This is a genomic window from Bacillota bacterium, assembly GCA_040755295.1.
Lineage (GTDB): Bacteria > Bacillota > Desulfotomaculia > Desulfotomaculales > Ammonificaceae > SURF-55.
Genome location: JBFMBK010000008.1, coordinates 1 through 18,412 on the forward strand (window position 1 = coordinate 1; position 18,412 = coordinate 18,412).

The window sequence follows — 18,412 nt, forward strand, 5'->3', positions numbered from 1 at the left end:
TTGGGGCTTAAGTGTGCCCCCGCTGCTTCTTTGGCAGGATTATCTTAAACCCTGACTTTTTTATCAAGCCAAATTAAAGAAACAGCGAGTAACAGACCGTAGATTGAAGATGTAACTACATCGGATGCCGCGGAACTTACATTTATAGCTGTTAAACCCTTAACCTTAAACAACTCCATAATGCTATATAAGGCAAACCAGACTAAAACCCCATACACCCATCCTTTGAAAAGGAAGTTTTTGCTGGTCACCTTTGGAATCAGGTAAGCAAAGACGACTCCCAGAATACCGGAGAAAAACAACTCGCCTCCTGCAGCCAGGGCAGTCTCTGAAATACTTGTTGGTTTATGATTAAAGATAATTATAGCTACCCAATCGATATACCTTAAATCGTTGATGTTAAGCGCATAAGACAAATAGTCGACAGCGTCTTGAATAGCACCGGCAAATACGCCTGCAATAAAACCTCTAGCCATCCGGTCGCTTAAATCCATAGCCTATCACCTCAAAATAGTTTATTCTCTTTAGAATGCCCGTAAAAAGACATCTTAAAAGGTGACCGTCACGGTTATTCCCCAACGAGCTGATTAAGGTTATAATAAACCTGTCCCGTCTCAAGAAACACACAATGCTGATTGGGCGAGGAATACAAATGACCACGAAAGCCGCGACCGTATTTGTGATGAAGACAGCCATTCTTTCGTTCCACTTTGTGATGTTCAACTCGCTGGCGGCCAAGCTGACCGGCCTTGCCGGAGCGGCGAAAGACGCCGACGCGGACGGTGCGGCGGTGATGGCGGTGGTTCAAGCGGTTTTGGTCACGCTTGTGCTCAGTTACGCGGTCATACGATCGAGATGGTCGGGCTGGCGGCTGGCGGTGACGGTGTTTGTCGTCTATTACGGCATATCCACGTTCCTGTCCCAGATTGAAAGCGTGGTTTTCCTCAAATACCTGGTCGACATCATACCCGCGGAAATGCTCCCCAAACTGTTCGCTCAAGGGGCTGTCGTCGCCGCCCTTTTTGCGCCGATGATCGTCTTGTTCTGGCGCAGGAAGAAGGGAACGGAACCGGCTTCCGAACCCAATGGGCGGTTGGTCATGCCCCCGGCGGAATGGGCTTGGAAGCTGCTGCTGGCGGCTGTCATCTATATAGCCGTTTACATCTCGTTCGGCGCGCTGGTCTTCATGCCCCTGGCGGGGGAAGCGTTTCAGGAGTATTACGCCGGCCTTGAGACGCCCTGGTGGATAATCCCCTTCCAGGGGTTGCGGGGACTGATATGGATTGCTCTCGCCCTGCCGGTGATCCGGATGATGAAAGGCCGCTGGTGGGAGGCCGGGCTGGCGGTGTCCCTGCTCTTCTCTGTCCTGATGGGTTCGCTGCTCCTCATTCCGACGGAAATAATGCCCGATAGAATCCGGCTGGCCCACCTTGTCGAGGTGTCTTCTTCCAACTTCCTGTTCGGCTGGGTTGTGGTCCTGCTGTTCCGCCGCCGGCAGGCGCGCGCCGCTGCCGCGGCCTGAGGAAACCCGGTGAACCATCCTCAGCTGAAAAGCCAATGTAAACAAACAAGCGGCTCTAGCAAGAGCCGCCCGTTTTTTTAGTTCACGGTTTGCTTCGGAAGATGCTCGGGTTCACCGCGGTTTCACGGGAACGCAGATGTCCAGGATGAACTTGCCGTTAGGGTTGCTGTTGCAGTCCCCGTGGTACAGCTCGAAACACGGGCGGTCGTCCGGAATATAACCGCTCGACGGCAGCCAGGTCCCGTACACCCAGTTCCAGGCCTCCTGAAACTCGTCCCCCGCCAGTTCGAACCTGGCAAGAGCGTACCGTCCCCCGGGTATCGCCATCTTCCCTATCTCACCGTCCACGGGGGTGCCTTCGGGCACCGTGACACAGACGCTCATGCGGAGTTTGTTCTCTTCGGTGATTTCCGGGTTGTCGTGATAGATGATTATCGCTTTGGTCTCCCGGTTTAAAAGGTTCCGCGCCCCCGCCCAGCCGCAGAGCTTCCCGAACAGCCTGTCGAACAACTGGACGTCCCCTTTGTACGGTCCTACATACCTCACGTAGGCTACTGTTGTTTCCGGAAGCTCCTTCACTTCCACCGTACGAGTTTCGTTGTTCATAACAACCACCCTCCATATTTGTGATTTGCCGGTATACTCAGCATACATGGAGGGCGGGGCGGTTGCTTGACGGCGGTTGCCGTGCGCTTGCCGCTGATTGCTTTCCGTTTTGCCGGGATTGCCGCCCGGTCCCGGTTTGGTCTTCCGCCAGTCGGTGGCGGACACGCCGAAGTGATTCTTAAAACTCCTGGCGAAAGACGACGGATTCTCAAAACCGCACTCGTAAGCGATCTCCGTTACCGATTTTCCCGGATCGGCAAGGAGCAGGAACGCGGCTTTCTCGACCCGGATACGTTGAATGAAGCGGAAAAGCGTCTCCTCGACAAAAGAGAAGAAAATACGGTGAAAGTGAAACTTGGAGAAGTTCGCCACCGACGCAAGCTTGTCGAGCGTCAGGTCGCTCCCGACGTTCGACTCGATGTAATCGATCACCCGGTTGATCCGCGCACGGTAATCTTCCAGCAGGTATTCACGGGAAGATTCAAAATCACTCATTCTTATCGCACCATCCGAAAAGTAAAGCGTTTATACCTGCAATACCTAATTGTAACACTATTTTCCTATGAACATACATTAGTAATTAATTGATTGTGAGGTGAAATCTGGTGCCACAAAGACTTTTCTATAATCTGTTCGCCACAGACGGTTTCATTTACCTGCCCACCGATCCCACAGGAACCTCACCCCGTGAAAAAGTGTACATCTTCGGCTTTGTCGGCGGACTTTTTAAAACCCAGCGGATAAACGACGCCGGCATCCCCACAGGGCCTGAGGTAATGGTCAATCCGGAGTTTGACACAACGGTGCCCGGCAATCTGGACGCGCTGAGAGGGACCGCGGTAATCCCCTCGCCGAAGATAGACATTGACTTAGGTGACGAGCTTTACATCACGCTTACCAACCTCGGATTATATCTTACCAGTCCTCCGATACTTGACGTCCATACCGTACACATTCACGGCGCCCACATAGCAACACAATTGGACGGCGTTCCCGAAACATCATTCGGCGTACCTGTGACACCGCCGGGCTCGCCCGCCATCTCAATTACTCATTTCTTTAAACCCGAGCACCCCGGCACTTATTTCTATCACTGCCATCAGGAGGCCTCCGAACATGTGCAAATGGGTATGTACGGCGCGTTGATTGTTTACCCGTCATTCAAGAGCCTTGCCGCCGCGGGAATCACGAAGGACCCCCATTCCGGCCGCTGGTTTTATTTGAAAAAGTTGCAAAAAATAATCCCCCGAACAGCCACAAACCGTAATTTTGCGTACAATGATATAAATACATTTTATGACAGCGATTGGGTAATATTATTATCAGATATCGATTCCACGTGGCACAGGGCGGTGTTTGAGCAAACCGATTTCAATCCGGTGAATTATAAGCCCGATTGGTGGCTGATTAACGGCCGCGCGTTTCCGGACACTTTACTGCCGACCACCCTGCCCGCAGCCCTTGTACCCGATTTCGGTTACAATATCCCCGCAGGGTACGAAACTTACGTAAAGGTTTCTACCGGAAACCCGGCAAGATCTAAACTTCCGGATAAATTTCTGCTCCGTTTAAGCAACCTTAGCTACCAGCCGGTTCCTTTCCACACACATGGGTGGATGGGACTGGTAGTAGGCAAAGATACACACCCTAGGGTGGCCGATATGAGGAATCCAGCTCATGAAATGAATTTCACCACCCTGGTCGGTTCCGGCGAAAGCTATGACGTCCTCTATACCGCTGATGATAAACGCCCCATTTACGGCAATTACATTTTTTGCGGCAAAGCCGGCTTCCCGTCCCTGAAGGAACAGGTTGCCACCGCTACAGCGCAGGCTAAGGCGGTGGGGACCTTTATGGGACCGTTCCCCGGCGCAACCGACCTGTGGGTTAATATTGTCCTGCAAAGCAGTTTGGGCCAGGGCAATTTCATTCCGCCCTACAACTGGGTGCCATGGAACTACGGTTCTGACGTCGCCGATAACTTCTTCTTCCCGCAGTTCTATATAGCTCACAACCATGATGATTATAAGGTTACGAACAACGGTGTTTACCCGGGCGGCCAGTTGATCTTCATCGAAACCGATTTTCCCGGTTCGAATTATAAATCGGATCCTCCCGTGATAACGGAGTCTCCTAATCTCTGCCCACCTAAGTCGAATCCTTAAAATATCAGGGAGCACTTTTTTCCTAAAAGGTGCTCCCTTTCGGTTTTTCCCGGGATCGCCTCAACTCCAGCCGCGCCAGATCTCCGGGCGGTAGCCGACCGTGGCTTTGGGCCCGTTTCGCACAATCGGGGTTTTGAACAGCAGCGGGTGCGCCAGCAGCGCCTCTTCCACGTCGTGGACGATATACCTCAGGTTGCGTCCGGCGTATTCCTTTCCCGCCGTGTCGATGAGGTTTTCCAGGCCCACCAACGCCTTGACCCTGTCCAACTCGCCCTTACTGAGGCCGCGTATTGTCAGGTCCACAAAATGATAGGGGATGGCCCTTTCCTTGAAATACCGCTCGGCCTTCCTGGTGTCCCGGCATTTTTTTGTGCCGAATATCTGGATGTTCACGTTGCCGCTCCGTTATTTAACGTTGAACTCCTTAAAGTTTTATTTTATCAGAGTTCAGCTCCGGGATTACGGTTTGTTTAAGATTTTTGCGTTATGGCAATGCCGGGCCGGCCTCGTCCCTGCGGCGTACGCTTTTAAACGTCCGCCGTTCCCGCGCCGTGGGATTCATTTCTTCTTGTTCTCCGAATTTCGGCATTATATATTGAAAAGAACGGGTAAATCAATATAAGTTGCAGAAGGAGCAAAAAATTTGCCGTACCGGGCCGTAATCATTTGCGCCAGAGGGGAACAGAGTTTTCCGCCTGACCAGGTTAAAAGGCTCAGGCTTGCTTCGGACGCAGTCTTTCACGCCCGCCTAAATCCCCTGTCGAAAGAGGAATTCATCCGGCTTTGCAGAGACGCCGACATCGTTGCGGTTACCAGGCGCAGCGTCAAAGAACTGGGCGCGGACATTTTAGGCGAACTGCCCGCACTGAAGGGGTTGGCGATATACGCCACCGGTTACGACTGGGTCGACCACTATCACCTTGCCGCCCGCGGAGTGCCCCTCAGCTACCTGCCGGACTGGGCTGCGGTAAGCGTGGCGGAGCACGTCATGGGCTTAATGCTGGCGATGAGCCGCCGCGTCCACCTGAGTCACGACCGTGTAAGGGGGCTCGTGCCGGAAGGCGTCTCCCTCTGCGGCTGGGAACTGCGCGGGAAAAAGCTGGGCATCATCGGTCTGGGGCGCATAGGACAAAGGGTGGCCAAGCTGGCGGTCGCTTTCGGCATGGAGGTGTACTATTACGACCTGGAAAGAAAAAGCGTAACGGGAGCGAGTTACCTTCCCCTGTCCGAACTGCTGCGGAGCTGCGACGTGATTTCCTTGTCCGCGTCGAGAAGATACGGGGAGCCCCCCATTCTGACGCGGGAAAATATCAGGCTTATCAAAAAAGGCGCCTGCGTCATCAACGCGGGAAGGCCCGCGTTGGCGGATACGCCCGCGCTGATTAAGGCGATTAACGACGGACGTCTTGTCGGGTATGCCGTGGACGAAACCCTGGAAGATTCTTTGCTTGGGGAGATCAGGGACTACGGCCGGGTGCTCCAGACCGGGCACACCGCCTGGTACTCAAGAGAAGCGATCGCCAGGGGAACAAGCCGGTGGGCCGATAACATTATCGCTTTGGCCGTAGACAGTCCGATTAACGTTCTCAACCCGGAAGGTTGAAATGGACAAGCCCGAAGAAGAGCGTTTCCGTAAGATAGAAAGGTTCGCAGCCGCCGCTCTCCTGTGCGGCACTACGCTTTTTACCTGCGTGCTGGCGCTTTCCCGGTGGCCGCGCTGGTGGGAGTTAATCTTGCCGGAACTATCGCCCATGGGCTGGATGGAAAGCCTGCTGCTGTACACGGTCGCCCTGACCGGGTTTCTCTGCGCCCTGCTTTGTTACCTGCGGAATGATTCCGCCGGCTTTAAGCTCTGGGGTCTTTTCGGTCTGGGTTTTATACTCCTGTCTTTGGACGAAAGGCTGGCTGTTCACGAACGGCTGCGCGACGGGATACTTGCGCCGGCAAAGCTGAAGGTCCCCCTATTCTTCTGGACGGATTACGGGGATTTTATACTGCTGTTAGTTCTGGTCATCGGACTGATATTCGGCGTTAAGATAATCCGCCTCTTTCGCCGCAGGCAAAGCGCCTTCCGGTGGTTTCTCGCCGCAGCCGCATTTTCGGTTGCGGCGGTTCTGATGGACTCGTTCTCTTACTACGGTTACAGTATCGATATCCAGCGGTTGGAGCAGTTTATCGAAGAGCTGTTTGAAGTCGGCGCCATGCTTTCTTTCTTTAACGCCGCGTTTTTCATGTTCATGCATTACCTCCGTGAAATACTTGGTCCAAGCCATCCTTAAAACCGCCGGGCGGATCCCGCCCTCTATTCGTACTTCAGAATCCTCACATTCCGCCCCGGGAAACCTGCAGCGTGATTCTTGACCGTCGATGCCGCGCCGGGCATGTCGGGTCCGGTCCGCCCGCTGTTTTAATAATTTAAAAGGCGGGAATGATACCTTTAAAAACACGAGAGGACAGCATGAAAAACCGACGTTCAATCGTTATTCTCGCTTCCGCGTGCCTGCTAATAATTCTGACCGCCGCCGCCTGCAGCCAGAAGCCGTTGAAGAAACCGGGCTCTCCGAACGTAAAGGATGACCATTCCTACGTGTTTCCGGGGGAGTTCGAAAAGCAGCAGGCCGTCTGGATGCAGTGGCCGTCGGAAGTCTACAACGCCGGCAGCGACCCGGTCAACCCGGTCATGGTAAGTGTCGTAAAGGGGCTTGCTCCTTATACAAGGGTCAACCTCCTGTCGCGGAGCGAGGAAGAAACGGCGGAGATTAAGAATCTGCTGAAACAAAGCGGCCTCTCCGGGGACAACGTCCACTATTACATCGTCGACCATCTGTCCATCTGGGCCAGGGATGTCGGGCCGATCTTCGTCAAAAACGAAAAGGGTAAGCTCAACGTGGTGGATTTCGGTTTCAACAACTACAGCAGGGACGGCGACCCGGACTATATCGACGTGGAAAGCCGGGTGGACAGGCGGACCGCCCAACTGCTCGGGCTACCGGTGGTCGACTCGAAGCTGGTCTCCGAGGGCGGCGCGATAGAGTCAAACGGCAGGGGCACGCTGATGGTTACCGAATCGGTCGCGCTCGCACGCAACCCGGGGATGAGCAAAAAGCAGATCGAAGACGAGTACAAAAGGGTCCTCGGGATAAAGAAAGTGATATGGCTCAAAAAAGGTCTTGCCGAGGACGACCGGATAACAAGCGGGCATATTAATGAAGTGGCCCGTTTTGCAAATCCTAGTACGATCCTGCTGGCGCAGGTCCTGCCGGATGACAGGGATGCCAGCGCCATCTCACAAGAATCATACAGGCGCCTTGAAGAGAACTACGGGATACTGCGCGACTCGACCGACCAGGACGGAAAGCCGTTCAAGATCATCAGGATCCCGATGCCGCCCACGCTGTACGGGGAGGCAAGCGGTTCGGGCGATAAACCCGTGCGCAGCTATATCAACTACGCCGTCACCAACGGGGCGGTGCTGTTCCAGGATTTCTGGAAACCGGGGCGTCCGGACGCGCTGAAAACTGTGGAGGAGCAGGTGAAGGATACCTTCCGGGAGGTGTTCCCCGGACGCGATATCGTCGGCATCGACGCGGAAAACGTTAACCGGTGGGGCGGCGGGATCCACTGCATAACGCAGCACATGCCGGCGGGTTGAGAAGTGGGATGTGAGAGGTCAATCATTTACGAGGGGAGTTGCCCATGCCGCATTCGCGGCACCACTCAGCACGAAAATATGGACCCGTAAGCTTGAACTTAGAAGCAGTATTGTAACTTACACGGAGCGCAATGAGAAGTGATGCAGTTTTACTATTACTTCAATCCGGGAATCCCCGTCTTGGCGGCCCAGTACGCCGCCCCCATCGCCCAGGCGTTTGTCGAGGCGTGCACCAGGATGGCCGGCCAGATCGAGTTGCTGCGGTGATAGAGGTACGCGAAAAAGCAGCCCAGGATAAAAATAGGGAGAAAAGCTGTCCATTCCAGGTGGATTACGGCAAAGAACGCGGAACTGATCAGAGCCGCCTTCCGCCAGCCGTATTTTTTGCGCATTCCGCCGAAAACGAATCCCCTGAAGAAGATCTCCTCCACCACCGGGGCCACCACGACGCCCACAACCAACAGCCACCAGGGGAATGAAAACCCGCTGAAAAGCGGGGCCAAACTCGTCTGCATTCTCAGGTGAAAGTGGGATAAAAGCAGGCTGTAAACAACGTTAAAAACGTACGAAAGCAAGAACAGGCCGTACCCCAGTCCGACCGCCCGCCCCGTAAACCCGCCTAGGCCCAGCGATCCCCATCCGCCCTTGTATTTCCACAAGGCGAAATACCCCACCGGCACCAATAATGACAGTTCCATTAGACCGAGCAGCAAGCCTGAATTCAGTCCAACGCTCAGCACGACGGTCAAGGAAGCGCCGACCATCAATAACACCAGACAGGCCATCCCCAGCCAGATGTCCCGGATCGTCCACGGAACGACAGGAAATTGTTCAGACTGCTTTAACTCCATTAGATCCCGACCAGTCTGCGCTGCAGAAAGCGCATTAATAATTGAATTGTCCGCATTATATCCCGTGAGAAAAAGAAGGGCAAGTGCTTTGTGCCGCATCTGTTATGCTCTATACGATTGACAGGACGGTTTTGGAAATGTAAGCTGGAAAAGTCCCTGAAGACGAGGGTTTTTCTACGAATTAAAGGAGGCTTATGGAATGTTGCCGCGTGTTATTGTATTCAATGCAGTAAGCGTCGACGGTCGCATAGACTGGTTCACACCCGACATCGGCCGGTTCTACGAACTGGCGTCGCGCTGGCGGGAAGACGCAACCCTGGCGGGAAGCGGTACGTTATTGAGCGCCGTACAGGAAGCGCCCGAGGAAAAGGAAGGAGCGTTCGAGCCGCAGGAGGATCCGGGAGACCGCCGGCCGCTGCTCGTTGTTCCGGACAGCCGGGGGCGGGTAAAGAACTGGGACTACTGGCGAAAGCAGCCTTACTGGAGGAGCGTGGTGGTCTTATGCTCCCGTTCTACGCCCGCGAGCTATTTGGATTATCTTCGCCGGAGACGCATAGAGCACGTCATCACAGGCGACGATCAGGCGGATTTGCGGGCGGCACTGGCGGAACTCCGCGCGCGGTACGGGGTCGAGACCGTCCGCGTGGACAGCGGGGGCACGCTTAACGGCGTTATGCTCCGCGCAGGCCTGGTGGACGAGGTCAGCGTTCTTATCCATCCAAGTCTTGTGGGGGGCATGACACCGCGTTCCATGTTCCGGGCGCCCGATCTCAACTCGCCGGAAGGGGTGCTGCAGCTTCGATTAACCGGTGTTGAGGAAATGCCTGGCGGTGTCGTCTGGCTGCGGTACAACGTCACGCGATAGTGTTTTTACCGCCGTGCGAATTAAAAAAAGGAGAAACACTCGAAACGGCGAATTCACCTTAATAACGGTGAAAACCCCCATCTCACCTCCTGGAGGGTGAATAAATGCAGAGGATTACCGTGATAACGGCCGACGTAATCGAATCAAAGAACGCCGGCGACTACAAGCGATCCTTGACGCAAAAACTGAGCGAACTGCGGCACCCCATGCTGCTGAGCCGTTTCAGCCTGTCGCGGGGCGATGAGATTCAGGGCGTGTTAAGTGGTTGGCTCCGGGCGCCGGAGTTGATAAGGCAGCTCAGATTCGCCTGCCGCCCGCTGAAACTGCGGGTTGGTATCGGCGTCGGCGCGAACGCCGGACCCGTGGACGCCGATCCCTGGAGCATGGACGGACCGGCGTTTCATCTCGCCCGGTCGGCCCTGGATAACGAGAAGAGAAACAAAAAGCCTTCCACCTGCATCCGGACCGGCAGTGCCCAACTCGACGATATCCTTTACTGCATCTGGCTTCTAATCGACTCGCGGCAAAACAGGTGGACGGATAAACAATGGGAAGCGGTGCAGGCCTACGAACGGTATAGAACCTATGAAGAGGCGTCCAAAAACCTTCATATCCGGCTGCAAAACGTTCAGAAGCGCTGTCACGCCGCGGACTGGCATCAGTTGAAGCTGGCCGAAAAGACGCTGTCCAAACTGGAACTATACGCGGACCGTTTTAACCTTGCGTAAGGTGAAACAAAGTTTATATCCCCGTGAGGGGTGAAGTACAGGGGTGTGCGCTGTGACGTTTTTCTGGCTGGCCGTTCTTGCCCACGTTTTTACGGATTTCGTGCTGCAAACCGACCGTCTGGCGGCAATGAAGGCGGAAATGAAGCCGGGGGCGTACCTGAAGCACGGTTTGGCGCTGATGCTGTGCACCTTCGTCGCCACCCATGTTTACGGTCCCGGTCCGGCACTTGCCTTCTCGGCGGCGGCCGCGTTGGTTCACATACTGATTGACTATCTGAAGAACCTTATCCCGGTTCTGCAGCGGCCACCCGGGACGAGCGCCGGCAGAACAACCAACACCGTCTGTCTCTTCCTGGACCAGGCCCTGCACCTTTACGCCCTGTACCTGCTCTGGTTTATTTTCAGCAGGGCGTTCACCATCTCACCCTGCTCTTCCGTTTTCGAGTTTTACGCCGTTTTCTTCCCCACTCTGCGGTTGCCGGACTGTTTTGCGGCACTAGGCTACGGCGCCGGCAACTGCGTCATCAGCGCCGTCATTTGTCTGTACGTCCTTTTCGGGGGGGTCGTTATCGTCAGGATGCAGCTTGATCACCTGAACATCGAGAAAAGTGAAAGCCCGGCGCCGAGCACCGGACGGTATATCGGTATCCTGGAAAGGGCGGTTATCCTCATTCTGATCATGTATGACGCGGTTACCGCGGTCGGGTTTGTCCTGGCGGTCAAATCCATAGCGCGGTTCAAACAACTCGAAGACCGGGCGTTTGCGGAATACTACCTGGTCGGCACCCTTATCAGCACGCTGACAGCGGTCGCCGGGGGGTTCGCGCTGAGAGCCCTCTGGCGTTAGACGGCGGCGCTTATTTTACCCAACTGACGATACGGGGTTCCTTCCTCCCGTTCTTACCGGGCGGATGTTCCGGATAGCCGAGGATGATCGGCGCCACCAACTCGTACTCCTCCGGCACATCCAGCTCCATCTTAATACCCGGAGTATCGCAGGCATACTGCGCAAAACCCACCCAACAGCTGCCGATACCCCTGTCCCAGGCCGCCAGCATCAGCGTCAGCGCCACCATACTGCAGTCGTATTTAAAAGTCATCGCATCGGTACTTCCGTAAATCAGAACGAGGGTGGGAGCGCCGTAAAAAACATCAAAGTTCGGGTCAGCCATTAAATTGTTGTAGCGTCCTAGGGCGGGCGAATTCTTAACCCTGTCCAGCATGCGCCCCTTAGCCTTTTCGGAGATGCGCCGGAGCAAATCCCGGTCCTGTACCACCGCAAAAACCCAGGGCTGGCGGTTCATGCCGTTGGGAGCCCAGACGGCCGTTTCAAGCAGCTCCCGGATGGTTTGGTCCGGTATCTGGTCGAGCTTATACTTCCGTACACTCCTGCGTGTTATTATAGCTTCAATCAGTTCCACATGCCTCACCTCCGAAACAAGGTTTTACATAACGGTGCAAAACGTCCTCATTTAAACATAATCCCCGTTTTTATATATACACTGTCTGATTATTCTTTCCTTCCAGCGCACGCCTAAAACTTAAACAATCGCTTCACCAACCTCTTCCCTTAATTCATGGGGCGCGAGGCCCGCACGTTTTTCTTCGCCGGCATACAAAAGCCCCGGCAGGCGACTGTCAGGGCTTAGGTTCCACCAATGTGAGCGCAAGAAATCGTTATGTTTTCGCCCCGGTGCGAAGGGTTTTATTTAATCGTCTTGCCTCCCCTGATAAAGTGGTCCATCCGGTCGACCTCGTCCGGATTAATGCCGGATGTCGCGATGGATTCCTTCTGAATCGAGTAACTGCACCGGTCGCAGATGTACCCTCCGCGGTCGCCGCTGCGCTTAAGCTCGTGGTAGCGGAAATCGTGCCGGGTTATCTCAAACTCCTTTTTGCAGATCATGCACACCGCTTTAACCACCCGCACACACCTCCTGTCTGCATCCGATGTCTTATCCCTCAAAAAGACCGGAGTCGAACCTCGTCTCAACAATTCCTTGGATTCGCCGTTCTTTGTTATGCATGAGCGTTATTCACTGCAGGTATATTTTTCCTTCATCCCCGTCGACCATAACTCTCCGGCCCTCTTTGATAAGGCCCATGACACCCGGTATATTCACCACCGCGGGTACTCCGTATTCCCTGGCCACAATCGCCCCGTGGGACAAGAAGCCGCCGGTCTCCATGACCACGGCCCCGGCTTTTAAAAACAATGGGGTCCAGCCCGGGTCGGTGGACGGCGCCACCAAGACATCTCCCGGTTGCAGCTTGCTTCCTTCGCCCGGATGTCTGATCAATCGCGCCGCGCCTGTGGCTTTGCCGGCGGCAACCGGCACCCCTTCCAGGCAATTGCCGGCGGTCAGGGTAACAGGTTCCGCAAACTTGGGTGTCTCCCCCAAAATAATGTCGGGCGGTGAGATCGACTCCATTTCGGCCATCAAGGCTTTTCTTGCGGCAATCAGTTCCCGAAGTCCGGCGCCATCCCATTCACCGGCCAAAACCGAAACCAGTTCCGGCCAGGTGCAGAAGTAAACGTCGCCCTGCTTATCAATGATGTCCCGCCCGCAAAAACGAGAGCCTAACTCCTGGGCTATTATACGATACCCTGCCATTGCTTCGGCCAGCACCGATTTGGTCATTTCCCGCACCGCGGCTCCGGACTGGGCCTGCCTGATCCATTTCCTGATCGATGAGTGCCTTTTTGAGGGCACTTTAGCTTTGATTTCGAGCCAGGCCTGTTCAACCTTTTCTCTTTGCTCCGCCTTCAGTTTGGCAAGGTCGGCGGTGTAGAGCGTGCTGCGTACGATATCCATCAGGTAGGAAGGGTCCTCCTGCCACCGGAGATTGATGATGTCAAGCTCGTAGACGGCCCGGTGTCCGAATTCTGCGAGAAACTCACGGAAGGCCTGCTTAAAAGGAGAACTGTCGGGCAACTCTTCCTCCCACGAAAGAAGGCCGAAGGGCGTACTATTGAGAAACGGAACGGCGTCATTATCCCGCCGGGCGATCTCGGTTAACTCAACAAGCCTGTAACCGTGGTCGGCACTGGTTATGCCCGGACCTCCGCCGACCGTTAAGGCGTTTAAAAGCATGGGGGCCCTGACCCCGAAATGCTTAACAAGAACTCTCATTAACGACGCTACGGGCGTTGTGGCCGCCCCGCTCAGAAACCAGAATTTCCTGGCAAATTCGCTGACAACCCGGCCCAATTCGTCATACAGAGTGATAAACTCCCTGTCTTGCAGTCGCGCTAATTCTTTTTCAGTCAAGGTTTTTACGGAATGCGATACTTGAGTATGGATTTCGGCGGAGTTCTTCGTGAGCCTGCCGACTAAAGACCCCGCTCTCATCAGGTACCACATCCGTTTCAAACCGGCAAGACCGCGAAAAGGTTTAGGGTCCTTTATCTCAATTTCCGGCTGGTGGCCTCCCCAGAAGATTTTTGCGTCACGGGGCAATGCACCCATGGAATCGAACAAGAACCATTGCAGGGCCGATAGATTGCAGTAAAGCCGGCCGTTGAAAAACCTGGAAAACTCTAAGCCCTCCGGCAGCCGATAACCGATTTCCGTACAAGAAGCTTTATGGATGGTGTCGATGATAGTTTTCATTAAGCGGCGGTTCAAAGGAGACTGGACCATCGGTACGGCGTCTCGGTAATTGCCGTTGGACCAGATGTCCGGCTGGTTCTTCAAGGCGGTGAAAGTGTTTCGGGGCAGGGTTGTTACCGGCCTCGCCTGCACCAGAACAAAATCCCGGCCGTCAAAAGCCCATTCCACATCCTGGTGCCGCTCACAGTCCCCCAGGGCTTCGAAGACCCTTAAAAGGACCAGGCCCAGCTTTTCTACTTCCTTGTCGGTCAACACCTGCCGCGCGGACAATTCCGTGGACGGCGTAAATTCAGTTCCCCCGTCTTCCTTGGTTCGGGTCAAGCCTTCCTTCCGCCCGGTTTTTCGTTCAATTATCCGGGGGGCCGCGGTAAACGCCCCGGCGTCCAACAAATATGTGTCAGGCTCCACGGCGCCGGTTACAACGGACTCCCCCAGGCCGAAATTGGCGTTGACAACCAACACGTCCCTGCGACCGGTCCGGGGGTCGCAAGTAAAACCTACTCCCGCCGACCGGGCCTCCGCCATTTCCATGACAACCACCGCAGGCGCAACCTCATTGTCGCTTATGTTTAGTTTTCTGCGGTACGCCACGGCCCGAGGCGACCACAGGGAGGCATAACACCCTTTTACCGCCGCCAGGATATCGCCTAATCCACGGACATTCAAAAACGATTCATGGACGCCGGCAAAGGATGCCGTAGCCGAGTCTTCGGCCGACGCGGACGACCTCACGGCCAGCGGCCTTTCAACAATACCCAGGCTGCCCAGCATGTAGGTTAATTCTTCTACGATCGGCTGCGGTATGGAGCCCTCTTTGATTCTATTCATCAATTGAGTTAACTTGTCCTGGTTGGATGTTTCATCAATGTTTCCGGCGCTTACTGATTTAGAAATGTTCAGAATTGCGTCCTGCAGCCCGTTGTTGTCGATGAACTCGTCGTATGCCTGAACGGCGAGCACCCCTCCCACGGGGATGTTAAAGCCGTACCTCGCCAGGCGTCCCAGGTTCCAGCCCTTGCCGCCGGCCTGCTGTACGCCGGACTGAAAGGCTTCACCCCAGGTCAAAAAATATTTAACTACGGATTTTGTCACTGCAACACACCCTGTTTGATGAAGTGAACTGAACAACATATCCGGAATTCAGTACCCGGTGGACTACTTAGCTACTGATAACTGACCACTGACTACTAAATTCTATTGACTCCCGCCCCTGTTAATTGCCCCGTAAAGAAACAGGTCCACTATTTTTGCAATCTCTTTGCGAAGTTCGAAACTGGGCGAATCATTCAACCAATCCAAGACAATAGCGCCGCGAAGAATATCGATAAGCACCACCATCAGCTTAACCGGTACATCCTGCCTGATTTCGCCCGACTGCTGTCCCTGCCTGATAATCTCAGCCACAATACTCTGAGTGCCCGTTTCGCCACCGTTGAATTCCGACCCCCGATACATGTTTTTCAGGCGGTACCCCAGGCATATTCCGGTAATCTCCGGATTGATTTCCACCCACTCGTATGCCTTGTCGAGCGCGGTCAGTAAGCGCGACCTGGTATCAGGCAGGTTATGCAAAACTTCAAAGGTCGCTTGAGCCAGTCCCTCGGAAATCTCTCTTACAAATTCGTCAACAATAGCCTCTTTGACAGGGAAGTGGTTATAAAGGGTTTTCCTGGCGATATCGGCTTCTTCCGCAATCTGCTCCATGGTTGTATTAATAAACCCCTGACGCTGAAACAAATCCATAGCCACTTGAACGATTTTCTGCCGCGTTTCCTTCTTCTTCCTCTCCACCCTGCCTTCAACCGGTATGTCCCTTTGATCCATTGCGTCACCCCCAAGGAACAAATTGTATTGTTACACGTTTGTATATTATTATACAATGTGTGATACTCATTTGTCACTATTTTCTCCCTTTGTTACCGGTTTGTCAATATCCATTTCCCCGAAAAAAAAGCCCCCGTAAAGGGACCACCGCCAATCGTTCTATCCACTGTTAAACACCGGTCCAGCAATGCTTTCTACCCGTAACCAAACAAATATCACCCTTTACTTGCCGCTCTGGAGCCACCTGGTGATTTCCGGTTTTGACGGCACGCGGCCGGAAGAAACGACCTTACCGTCTATCACCAGCCCGTGTCATATTAAAGCATTGTTTTTTCTAAAACTATATGCTAATATGAGTATATATTTAAGGAGGAAAGTCTATGGCGCAGAAAGGATTGGAACTCACAGCCGAACTTTTTCGGGTACTGGGACACCCGTTGCGCATTAACATAATCCAGTTCTTGCGCGGAGGAGAACGGTGTGTCTGCGAAATCATACCGGCAGTCGGTGCGGGACAACCGGTAGTGTCGAAACACCTTGCCCACCTGCGGCAGGTCGGTATTCTCGAGTGCCGGAAAGAAGGATTAAAGGTCATTTATCGGGTCCGTGACCCGGTAGTGTTTACGCTTTGTGACCTGGCGCAGGAACACATTTCCCGGAGAATCGCGGAACTGGTCATACTAACGACGGATTATCAGGTCGCTCAAAAGAGTTGAATAGAACAGGAGATAACCGGGTTACGGTATCGGCAGTTGTTGATTACTTCGGAGATCTTTTTTAACCGCAGGGAGTTGAGGCAGGTGTTCAGCAGCTATACCGTCAGAATGGTACGTCCCATTTGCGCCGTAAACCGGCCGGTGGTTGGGGCGTTTGTGGATATAGATACCGACATCCGGGAGGTTTTGCCGTATTTAAACGCTGAGCTGGGAAACTGTATATACAATCCTGAAATGCCGTTCCTCCGGTTCCTTTGGTCAGGTAAGAGTGTCACCCTTTACCCCCTTAACATAGGCATCACCGGCCTCGCGGATGAGGAAGAGGCCCACCAACTGGTCGAAGCTTTGCGCCTACTACTGGGAGAAACCTGGGAACGGCGGGCAGAGATAGAGCCCAGCTACCGCCGCGGTTCCGAAGTAACCGTGTTGGATGTGCTGAAGCGGTTACCCCGCACAAACTGTGGGTGCTGCGGTGAGCGCACCTGTCTTGCCTTCGCGGCACGGCTTCTGAAACAGGATATGATCCTGGCCGACTGCACACCGCTTGCCGAGGCCGAACAGCGCCCTGCCCGGGAGGATTTGGTACGGTTACTTTTGGCCGGAGGGTATCCGGTAGGGTGAAATTGGTTTCATTTAGGCTGCAAAACCGGGAATGGAGAGAAATGTAAGCTTGGATACAAGAACTTGGGCAGAAAAAACAGGTAAATGGTTTGAAAAGAAACTGCTCTTGTTCATCGTTTTATCAATCGCCGGAGGGATACTGCTCGGTTTTACTCTGCCGGGCACCGCCCAGAGCTTGAGGCGGTACATTAATTTTACCCTTTATCTGATGTTGTACCCCATGATGGTAGGGATTCAGATAGAGAAGGTGGCGCAGGCGGCACGGGAGATTAAGGCGATTTCTTTTTCCTTCGTGTTCAACTTTGTGCTCTCCCCGCTGCTCGGATGGGCGCTTGCTATGCTTTTCCTGAGACAATATCCCGACTTTGCGGCCGGTCTCATCCTCCTGGCTGCCACACCGTGCGCAGGGATGGTAGTAGGCTGGACGGGTCTTGCACGGGGTAACGTCCCGCTGGCGCTGGTAATCGTAGTGGTAAGCCTTCTACTCAGCATCCTCACAATTCCGGTAACGATGCTTGTGCTGGCAGGAGCCCTGGTTCACATCGACATAACAGGCATGCTCAAGGGCACGCTGGCCGTTATTCTTGCGCCGCTTTTGGCGGGGGACATCACGCGGCGTCTAATACTGGCGCGCTGGGGACCGGACGGTTTTCAGGCGATCAGGCCTCTTTTGCCCCCGCTTTCGATGCTAGGCATGTTCGGGATCATCTTAATCTCCGTCGCCAACGGCGCGCCCCGGATAACCTCCGACTGGTCGGGTATGTTGATGGCGGCGCCGGCGCTGGCGGGATTTTACCTGTTACAGATGGTCGCCGCCATGACCGCTTCCCGCCGAATAGGCTTCAAACCGGGTGATGTTATCGCCTTAACCAACGCCGTCGCAGGAAAAAACATATCGCTTGCGCTGGGACTTGCGGTTCACTTTTTCAGTCCGGTGACGGCCGCAATGCTTGCGGTAAACCCTCTTTTTCAGGCACCGGTCATGGCGTGGTTCTACCGCTGGTCCGTCCGTCTCCAAACGGTGAAGACGGTGCAGGGAGCCGCATCCGGCACCGGGGGGAAAAGGGGGGATAATGTTCGGCCCGTGAAACAAATCGGGACCGGAACAAGAGGTAAATAATGGGCAAGCCGAGGCGCCGGATCGAGTTACTTTACTGGATAAGCTACCCAAAACCATTTTCATTCTTTGATGATGCGCTTGCGGCATGGGCATAACCATAAACGGATTACAAACAATTCGGAGGTGGT

Annotated in this window: 20 protein-coding genes; 11 read left to right on the forward strand and 9 right to left on the reverse strand. The window is 54.3% G+C overall.

Features of this window, described 5'->3' with window-relative positions; translation table 11 throughout:
- Window positions 1-44: 44 nt before the first annotated feature.
- On the reverse strand, window positions 45-494 hold the full coding sequence (locus AB1500_07325) for a hypothetical protein (protein ID MEW6182973.1): 450 nt from the start codon (window positions 492-494) through the stop codon (window positions 45-47).
- Between the two features lie 158 nt (window positions 495-652).
- On the opposite strand from AB1500_07325, the gene AB1500_07330 reads away from it, so the two are divergent.
- Complete coding sequence (locus tag AB1500_07330; GenBank protein MEW6182974.1) at window positions 653-1,522, forward strand: hypothetical protein; 870 nt, start codon at window positions 653-655, stop codon at window positions 1,520-1,522.
- Between the two features lie 111 nt (window positions 1,523-1,633).
- Here the strand turns inward: AB1500_07330 and AB1500_07335 are convergent, their stop codons facing one another.
- Complete coding sequence (locus AB1500_07335; protein ID MEW6182975.1) at window positions 1,634-2,623, reverse strand: AraC family transcriptional regulator; 990 nt, start codon at window positions 2,621-2,623, stop codon at window positions 1,634-1,636.
- Between the two features lie 110 nt (window positions 2,624-2,733).
- Between AB1500_07335 and AB1500_07340 the strand changes: the two genes are divergently transcribed.
- Window positions 2,734-4,293: a multicopper oxidase domain-containing protein gene (locus AB1500_07340; protein ID MEW6182976.1), complete on the forward strand. Its 1,560-nt coding sequence runs from the start codon at window positions 2,734-2,736 to the stop codon at window positions 4,291-4,293.
- A 60-nt stretch (window positions 4,294-4,353) separates the two neighbouring features.
- Here AB1500_07340 and AB1500_07345 read toward each other — a convergent pair whose 3' ends face one another.
- A complete protein-coding gene (locus AB1500_07345) occupies window positions 4,354-4,686 on the reverse strand; it encodes an arsenate reductase family protein (protein MEW6182977.1) in 333 nt (110 codons plus the stop codon).
- Window positions 4,687-4,936: 250 nt separating this feature from the next.
- Here AB1500_07345 and AB1500_07350 point away from each other — a divergent pair, with 250 nt between their 5' ends.
- The 3 genes from AB1500_07350 (at window position 4,937) to AB1500_07360 (ending at window position 7,945) form a co-directional block, all read left to right on the forward strand.
- Window positions 4,937-5,896 (forward strand): D-isomer specific 2-hydroxyacid dehydrogenase family protein, encoded by a 960-nt coding sequence (locus AB1500_07350; protein MEW6182978.1) that lies wholly within the window; start codon window positions 4,937-4,939, stop codon window positions 5,894-5,896.
- A 1-nt stretch (window position 5,897) separates the two neighbouring features.
- Window positions 5,898-6,572 carry a hypothetical protein gene (locus AB1500_07355; GenBank protein ID MEW6182979.1) on the forward strand — a complete coding sequence of 225 codons (675 nt, stop codon included), beginning with the start codon at window positions 5,898-5,900 and terminating at the stop codon, window positions 6,570-6,572.
- Window positions 6,573-6,751: 179 nt separating this feature from the next.
- Window positions 6,752-7,945: an agmatine deiminase family protein gene (locus AB1500_07360; GenBank protein ID MEW6182980.1), complete on the forward strand. Its 1,194-nt coding sequence runs from the start codon at window positions 6,752-6,754 to the stop codon at window positions 7,943-7,945.
- Window positions 7,946-8,100: 155 nt separating this feature from the next.
- Here AB1500_07360 and AB1500_07365 read toward each other — a convergent pair whose 3' ends face one another.
- On the reverse strand, window positions 8,101-8,796 hold the full coding sequence (locus AB1500_07365; GenBank protein MEW6182981.1) for a type II CAAX endopeptidase family protein: 696 nt from the start codon (window positions 8,794-8,796) through the stop codon (window positions 8,101-8,103).
- Window positions 8,797-8,995: 199 nt separating this feature from the next.
- Here AB1500_07365 and AB1500_07370 point away from each other — a divergent pair, with 199 nt between their 5' ends.
- The 3 genes from AB1500_07370 to AB1500_07380 all read left to right on the forward strand — a co-directional run bounded on the left by AB1500_07370 (window position 8,996) and on the right by AB1500_07380 (window position 11,236).
- Window positions 8,996-9,661 (forward strand): RibD family protein, encoded by a 666-nt coding sequence (locus AB1500_07370; protein MEW6182982.1) that lies wholly within the window; start codon window positions 8,996-8,998, stop codon window positions 9,659-9,661.
- Between the two features lie 104 nt (window positions 9,662-9,765).
- On the forward strand, window positions 9,766-10,389 hold the full coding sequence (locus AB1500_07375) for a SatD family protein (protein ID MEW6182983.1): 624 nt from the start codon (window positions 9,766-9,768) through the stop codon (window positions 10,387-10,389).
- Between the two features lie 52 nt (window positions 10,390-10,441).
- The gene (locus tag AB1500_07380; protein MEW6182984.1) at window positions 10,442-11,236 is read left to right on the forward strand and encodes a DUF3307 domain-containing protein; all 795 of its coding nucleotides are present in this window, start codon (window positions 10,442-10,444) and stop codon (window positions 11,234-11,236) included.
- A 10-nt stretch (window positions 11,237-11,246) separates the two neighbouring features.
- Here AB1500_07380 and AB1500_07385 read toward each other — a convergent pair whose 3' ends face one another.
- The 5 genes from AB1500_07385 to AB1500_07405 all read right to left on the reverse strand — a co-directional run bounded on the left by AB1500_07385 (window position 11,247) and on the right by AB1500_07405 (window position 16,130).
- A complete protein-coding gene (locus AB1500_07385; GenBank protein ID MEW6182985.1) occupies window positions 11,247-11,810 on the reverse strand; it encodes a nitroreductase in 564 nt (187 codons plus the stop codon).
- A 284-nt stretch (window positions 11,811-12,094) separates the two neighbouring features.
- Complete coding sequence (locus AB1500_07390; GenBank protein MEW6182986.1) at window positions 12,095-12,313, reverse strand: hypothetical protein; 219 nt, start codon at window positions 12,311-12,313, stop codon at window positions 12,095-12,097.
- A 112-nt stretch (window positions 12,314-12,425) separates the two neighbouring features.
- Window positions 12,426-15,095, reverse strand: coding sequence for a PEP/pyruvate-binding domain-containing protein (locus AB1500_07395; protein MEW6182987.1), 2,670 nt, complete (start codon window positions 15,093-15,095; stop codon window positions 12,426-12,428).
- Between the two features lie 102 nt (window positions 15,096-15,197).
- Window positions 15,198-15,827, reverse strand: coding sequence for a TetR/AcrR family transcriptional regulator (locus tag AB1500_07400; GenBank protein MEW6182988.1), 630 nt, complete (start codon window positions 15,825-15,827; stop codon window positions 15,198-15,200).
- Window positions 15,828-16,049: 222 nt separating this feature from the next.
- Window positions 16,050-16,130: a hypothetical protein gene (locus AB1500_07405; protein ID MEW6182989.1), complete on the reverse strand. Its 81-nt coding sequence runs from the start codon at window positions 16,128-16,130 to the stop codon at window positions 16,050-16,052.
- A 77-nt stretch (window positions 16,131-16,207) separates the two neighbouring features.
- Here AB1500_07405 and AB1500_07410 point away from each other — a divergent pair, with 77 nt between their 5' ends.
- From AB1500_07410 to AB1500_07420, 3 genes are all read left to right on the forward strand, one after another.
- Window positions 16,208-16,543, forward strand: coding sequence for a metalloregulator ArsR/SmtB family transcription factor (locus tag AB1500_07410; protein MEW6182990.1), 336 nt, complete (start codon window positions 16,208-16,210; stop codon window positions 16,541-16,543).
- An 84-nt stretch (window positions 16,544-16,627) separates the two neighbouring features.
- Window positions 16,628-17,164, forward strand: coding sequence for a (Fe-S)-binding protein (locus tag AB1500_07415; protein ID MEW6182991.1), 537 nt, complete (start codon window positions 16,628-16,630; stop codon window positions 17,162-17,164).
- Window positions 17,165-17,213: 49 nt separating this feature from the next.
- Window positions 17,214-18,284: a bile acid:sodium symporter gene (locus AB1500_07420; protein ID MEW6182992.1), complete on the forward strand. Its 1,071-nt coding sequence runs from the start codon at window positions 17,214-17,216 to the stop codon at window positions 18,282-18,284.
- Window positions 18,285-18,412: the final 128 nt, after the last annotated feature.